Source organism: Pseudacidovorax sp. (genome assembly GCF_017991995.1).
Lineage (GTDB): Bacteria > Pseudomonadota > Gammaproteobacteria > Burkholderiales > Burkholderiaceae_C > Xenophilus.
Window position 1 is genome coordinate 24,925 of sequence record NZ_JAGOPN010000026.1, and the last position, 6,716, is coordinate 31,640.

4 protein-coding genes are annotated in these 6,716 nt (G+C 69.1%); all 4 read right to left on the bottom strand.

The window, feature by feature from the left end:
* Window position 1: 1 nt before the first annotated feature.
* Entirely contained in the window at window positions 2-2,893 is a 2,892-nt protein-coding gene (tssI, locus tag KBC94_RS26505; RefSeq protein ID WP_294377728.1) for a type VI secretion system tip protein TssI/VgrG, read from the bottom strand.
* 19 nt (window positions 2,894-2,912) lie between these two features.
* The gene (locus KBC94_RS26510; protein WP_294377730.1) at window positions 2,913-4,223 is read right to left on the bottom strand and encodes a tetratricopeptide repeat protein; all 1,311 of its coding nucleotides are present in this window, start codon (window positions 4,221-4,223) and stop codon (window positions 2,913-2,915) included.
* Between the two features lie 186 nt (window positions 4,224-4,409).
* A complete protein-coding gene (locus tag KBC94_RS26515) occupies window positions 4,410-5,405 on the bottom strand; it encodes a M91 family zinc metallopeptidase (protein WP_294377733.1) in 996 nt (331 codons plus the stop codon).
* A 16-nt stretch (window positions 5,406-5,421) separates the two neighbouring features.
* Window positions 5,422-6,716 (bottom strand): AAA family ATPase (locus tag KBC94_RS26520; RefSeq protein ID WP_294377735.1); only part of this gene is annotated, 1,295 nt, incomplete at its 5' end.

A 6,716-nucleotide genomic window follows, 5' to 3' on the forward strand; every position in this document is an offset into this window, starting at 1 on the left:
CTCACTGCCCCCCGGGCGGCTGGTAGGGCTTGGGCATCTCGGGCATGGCCGGCAGGTCGGGCATGGGCGGCACGCCCGGCTTGGCCGGGCCGTCCAGGCCTGCACTGGCGGGGCCGGCCTCCTCGGCGCCGGTCACCGTGTCCCACACGGTCTTGGCCATGCCCACGTCGGAGTTGACGCTCTCGCCCGCCACGACCACGGCCAGCGCGCCGGGGTTGACGGCGGCTGCGCCGCCTTCGACCGCGCGCAACCGGGCCGTCGTCGCCATGCGGTTCAGGCGGCCGGACAGATCGGTGAGGCCCTGGGCCTTCGCCTCCTTGGCGGCGTCCTCCAGCGCCTTGGCCGCATCCACGTACTGCTTGATCGTGGCGGCCACGTCGAACGCACCGCGGATGACCGCGCCAACCCCCATCGCGGCCGCCACGATGGCGCCGGCCTGCGACGCGGCTGCGGCGGCTGCCGCGCTCGGCGCGCCCGCCTGCAGGATCTTCATGGGAGAGATGTCCACCCACAGGGCCTCGGTGGTGAGGTTGGGCCCGGCGCTGTTCGCGAGCTTCACTGCGAGCACGTTCTCCATCTGGATGCCCGCGAAGTTCGAGATGCTCATCGCCAGCGCGTTCTCCATGCTCATGCCCATGAAGGTGGAGCGCGCGATGCCGATGTTGGCCTCGCTGTTGGTGCCGATGTAGCCGCTGGAGTTGGCGCCCAGCACCGTGGTGTTGGAGCCCACCGAGGTCGCGTCGATGTTGGCCACCGCCATCGTCGTCACGTTCGAGTTGCTGACGATCTTGACCTCGTTGGCCATGATGGCGTGCTTGCCATTGGTCACGTCGTTGTGGTCGCCGCCGGACTGGATCTTGGTGTTGCCGTTGGTGATGAAGGCCGTGTCCGAGCCCACCGACACCGTGTGGAAGCCGGCGATGCCCACGTCCATGTTGGCGCCGATGGCCGTCTTCTGGAAGCCGCCGATGGCCACGTCCTGGTTGGCCGTGACGATCAGGCCCTGCATGCCCTTGACCGAGGTCTTCTGGCCGGCGTGGTAGATGTTCTCCTGGAAGCCCGCCACCTGCGTGAGCTGCCCGCCGCCGCCGATGGTGTTGACCTGGCGCTGGCCGACGGTGTTCTCCTGCTTCTCGACCACCACCGTGGTCTCGTTGCGGCCGACCTTCGACGTGCGATCTCGGTCCACCGTCTCGCTCTGGTCGCGGCCCACGCTCACCGAATCGTCCACCTCCACCGAGGTCGACATGTTCCGCTCGGCATGGATGTTCACCAGCTCGGCGCCCTTCTTGTCCTCGAACATGATCTCGTTGTAGTTCGAGGGGCCGCCGCCAGGCGTGGAGCGCGTCTTGAAGCCGCTCTGCGTGGCGCTGGGATAGGGAATGGGCTGGTCGTCGTTGTAGACGCGGCCCATGATCAGCGGCCGGTCCGGGTCGCCATTGAGGAAGTCGACCACCACCTCCTGCCCGATGCGCGGCGCGAAGTAGCCGCCCCAGCCCTTGCCGGCCCAGGGCTGCGACACGCGGATCCAGCAGGTGGACTTCTCGTTGCTCTCGTCGTAGCGGTCCCAGTGGAAGTGCACCTTGACGCGGCCGAAGGCGTCCACGTCGTGCTCCTTGCCCTGCGCGCCCACCACGATGGCCGACTGCGGCCCGGGCATGCGCACGCGCGGCGTGAGCCGCGGCGGCTTGAAGGTGGTCTCCGCGGGCAGGGCCGTGAGCAGGAACAGGCCCGCCCCACGCCGGCCGGTGTGCAGCAGCGGCTCCTCGGCCACCAGCCGGCCCAGCGCGTCCAGCACCTGGGCGTTGACGGCGTCGTCGGCCAGCAGTGCCATCAGCAGGCGCCCCGCCGCCTCCTCGCGCGGCTCGGCGTCCATGCCTTCGTAGCCCGGGTGCATCAGCACCATCGTGCAGCCGGCGATCAGGTAGGCGCCGTCGCGCGTGCCGTCCGGGTCGCCGCTGAAGTCGAAGCAGCGGCCCACGGCCACGTCGGGCCAGGCCGTCAGCGCCCAGTGCTGCCGCCGCTCGGAGACCATCTGGTCGATGCGCGCGCCCAGCTTGAGGTTGAGCGCGCCGTTCTCGAAGTAGCCGCCCGGAAACTCGAACACCTCCAGGTCGCTCAGTTCATGCTCGCCCGAGGCGTCGGCGTCGGACTTGAGTACGGTGCGGATCTTCTTGAAGTCGCTGTCGCGCGAGGCATAGCGGCCGCTGCCGAGCGACTGCGCATCGCACCAGCGCAGGATCTCGTCGAACCGCTCCTCGCCACCGCCGGTGGCCATCGGCAGCTCGTGCACCACCGGCAGCTTGTCGTGCGCCGTGCCGGCGCCGTCGGCCAGCAGCATGGTGCCCGGCGCGTCGTGCGCATCGAACCAGTAGTAGATGCCCTCGTCCTCGAGCAGGCGCGAGACGAAGTCGTAGTCGCTCTCCTCGAACTGCACGCAGTAGGTGCGCGGCTTGTGCTCGCCCACCACGCCGCTGGGCTTGGTCTTCTTGAAGCGCTTGATGGCGCTGTCCTCGAAGGTCGCGTCCATCACCTCCAGCACGCTCTTGTCCTGGTGGATGCGGGCGTTGGTCCGCTTGGTCAGCAGCCAGAACCAGGAGCGCAGGGTGATGCGGTACTCGAAGTAGCGCCCCACCGCGCCCAGGCGCGCGAAGCGCACCGCATGGCCCTGGCAATGCCGCTCGTGCGTGTTGCCACCCGGGTCCAGGAACTCCACCACCACGTCGAAGGCATGGCCCAGCACGTCGCGCGCGTCCAGGTCGTTGGCCTTGGAGAGCACCGACAGCTCGTAGGCGGCCGGGCGGCTCAGGCCCTCGTGCCCGACGATGCCCCAGAACATGAGCTCGCCGTTGACGGGCGATTCGCTTTCGATGCGGAATTCCTGTGTGGCCATGGTGGCGATGTCGGGTGGGTCAACGACGGCGGGCGGCGACGAGCCAGCCCTGCACGGGCCGGGCGTTCTCGTTGCGCAGATGCACGGAATCGAAGGCCACGGGCTCCAGGCCGGCGGCCTCCAGGTCGGCACGCACCGCTGCGCCGTCGTGGCTGTAGCGGCCGTGGGGGTTGAGGATGAAGCCGTCGGACGAGAGAGGCTGCCCGTGCAGATCGGGATCGACAGCCTCCAGCGTGAAGATGAGCCAGCCGCCCGGCCGCAGCACGTCGTGCGCCGCCGTGAAGACAGGCGCCAGTCGGCCGAAATAGCACAGCGTGTCGGCCGAGACGATCAGGTCGCGGCTGGCCGCTTCGCTCTGCTGCAGGAAGGCGGTGAGTTCGGCCTTGACAAGGCGGTGGTAGACCTGCCTGGGCTCGGCCTTGGCCAGCATGCCGGCCGACAGGTCCACGCCCTCCAGATGGCGAGCAAAGGGTGCAAGCAACGGCCCGCACAGGCCGGTGCCGCAGCCCGCGTCGAGGATGTCCAGGGACGCACGGGGCTCGCCCAGGCAGGACGCGACCTGGCCGGCCACCAGCTCCGGGGCGCGGTAGTGCAGCATGGCCAGCTTGGCGTCGAAGCTGTTGGCAAAGCCGTCAAACACCGACTCGACGTAGCCGTCGGCCGCACGCTCGGGCACGAGGGTGCCCGTGCACGCCGCCAGGTGATGGGCGGCCTCGGGGTTGTCGGGCTCGTCCTTGAGCCAACCCTGGTACACCTCGGCCGCCTCGGCCAGCCGACCCACGCTGAAGAAGGCCATGCCCAGAAGACGCTTGGCCTTGGCATGGCGGGGCGAGCGCAGCAACGCCTCGCAGAACATCCGCAGGCTTTCCTCGTGGCGATCCAGCGCCAGCAGCAGGCTTGCGCAGTTGGTGCGGGCATCGACGGAGTCCGGGGCCAGCGCGATCGACTGCCGATAGGCCTGTTCGGCTTCGTCCAGCCGGCCCTGCTCCCGCCGCAGCACGCCCAGGTTGTTGTGGAAGGCCGCGCGCTCCGGCGCGAGTGCCAGGGCGCGCTCGTAGGCCTGCGCCGCCTTGTCCAGCCGCCCCGCTTCGAGCAGCACGTTGCCAAGGTTGCTGTGCCAGTCGGCGACCGTCGGATCCGCGGCGATGGCGCGTTCCATCAAGGCCAGTGCTTCGTCGGAGCGGCCTCTCTGATGCAGGAGCATGCCCAGGAAGTGCAGGGCATTGGCGTCGCCCTCGCCGCCGTCGATCAACGCCCTGTAGATGCGTTCGGCCGCGTCCAGCCGGCCTTCGCGATGCATGCCGATGGCCAGATGCAGGGCCTGGGTCATGTCGACCTCCAGGGTCCCCCCCTGACCCGCCACCGCAGCCGCGGCCGCGATGGAAGTCTGCCCGCCGGGGCGAACCGGCCGGACGTCGGAGAGTGCCCTGCGGCGGCTGCCGGGCATGCCTTGAGGGCGGTTCATGGCTGTGCGGCCGGGACGCGAGCCGCCCACTCGGGCGAAGCGGGGATCGGATCAGAAGTCATCGTCGTCTTCGTCGTCGTAACCCATCGCCGCCCGCCGCTGCCCCATGGCCTGCGCCATCTTCTGGTTGGCATGCAGCGACTTCTGATTGCCCGTCCAGGCCCTGTTCGCCGGGTTGAGGCCCGCCTGTTGGGGGTCGACCAGGCCCGTCTTCATCTGGATGTTCTGGTAGTCGGGCCGGATGGCAAGTCCGCCCCATTCGACACGGATGCGGTTCTCGCTGAACTTCATGTTGCCGAAGGGCGGCAGACCCACGGTCATCGCTTCCTCCTCCCATCCGTACTTGAACAGCACGCGCCCCGAGACGACACGCCAGGCATGCACGAGTTCATGGCCCAGCCCGATGGCGGGGGGACGATGTGCCCAGGTGTGGGATGACGGGAGATATTTCTTGTGCTCGGCGCTGAGGTTGTCGCGCCTGTGGTTGAAGGTCACGCGGCAGGACTCCCCCGTCCCGGGTGTCAGGAAGTCGTACAGGTACACCCTGAGCTTTGCATCGACGTGGGCGGGGATGGCCGTGCGGCCCGAGGCCATCGCCTCCAGGTCCTTCAGGCCGATGCCCACCAGCTTGGAGACGCCGTCCATGCTGAGGAACCGGGGCACGGGCTTGCCGATACCGAAGAATTTCTTGAGCCCCGAGCGTTTGCTCATGTCGGCGCAGGCGCGACCCAGCACCACCGCCAACTCGGTTTCACCCTTCGCGTGCAGGGTGCCCAGCTCGACGAACATGTCGACGCCCGGCGTCGCGCTGTCGCCGCCTTGGCTGTTGCCGGTGTCCTTGTCCCAGCCCCGGTAGATGTCCACCCGATGGCCACTCGCGTCGATGGCCTGGATCAGCTCGTTGCCGGTCTTCGTCCTGCGCAGATCGTCCAGGGCGGTCTTCGTCGCATCGATGAACTCGGTGGCCTTGGCGAGCGGCAGCGTTTCGACGCCGTGGCCGATTCGCTTGTTCTGGATGCGAATGCCACTGCTGTAGTGAACGGACATGGGTACTCCTTTGCGTTCAGGCGAAGTGATACGAGAAGCCGCCGTCCGACACGCCCACCCTCACGCCCTCGATCGGCTTGCCTTCCATCATTCGCGTGAGGAACTCGCGGCTGATGTCCGGCAGCATGGTGTTGGTGAGGATGGCGTCGATCATCCGGCCGCCCGATTCGCTCTCGGTGCAGCGGCTGACGACCAGCTTGACGACGTCGTCGCCCACTTCGAACGGGATCTTGTAGCGGGCCTCGACGCGCTTCTTGATGCGGCCCAGCTGCAGCCGCACGATGCTGCCCAGCATCTCGTCCGACAGCGGGTAGTAGGGAATGGTCACCAGCCGGCCCAGCAGCGCGGGCGGGAAGACCTTGAGCAGCGGCTCGCGCAGGGCCTTGGCCATCGACTCGGGGTCGGGCATCAGCTCGGGGTCGCGGCACATGCTGGCGATCAGGTCGGTGCCGGCATTGGTGGTCAGCAGGATCAGCGTGTTCTTGAAGTCGATGGTGCGGCCTTCGCCGTCTTCCATGAAGCCCTTGTCGAAGACCTGGAAGAAGAGCTCGTGCACGTCGCTGTGTGCCTTCTCCACTTCATCGAGCAGCACCACGCTGTAGGGCTTGCGGCGCACGGCCTCGGTCAGCACGCCGCCTTCGCCGTAGCCCACGTAGCCAGGGGGCGCGCCCTTGAGCGAACTGACGGTGTGCGCCTCCTGGTACTCGCTCATGTTGATGACGATGAGGTTCTGCTCGCCGCCGTACAGCGCCTCGGCCAGGGCCAGGGCGGTCTCGGTCTTGCCCACGCCCGAGGTGCCGGCCAGCATGAACACGCCGATGGGCTTGCTGGGGTTGTCCAGGCCCGCGCGGCTGGTCTGGATGCGCTTGGCGATCATCTCCATCGCATGGTCCTGGCCGATCACGCGCTGGCCCAGCAGCACGGGCAGCTTGAGCACGGTGTCGATCTCGTTGCGCTGCATGCGGCCGACCGGGATGCCGGTCCAGTCGCCCACCACGGCGGCGACGGCCTGGTAGTCCACCGTGGGCAGGATCAGCGGCGACTCGCCCTGCAGCGTCGTGAGTTCGGCCTGCAGCGCACGCAGTCGCACCAGCATGGCCTCGCGGTCGTCGCCCACTGCCCCAGCGGCGGCGGAGTCTTCGCTCCCTCCCCCGCTGGGGGAGGGTTGGGGTGGGGGCGCGCCCTCGGCGGAGGCCGCCGGGGCCCCCCCCCCCCCCCCCCCCCCCGCGGGGGGGGGGGGGGGGGCGGGCGGCGGCGCGCCGCGCCCCCCCCCGGCGCGCCGGGGCCGCCGCCCTGCGCCCCCCCCCCCCC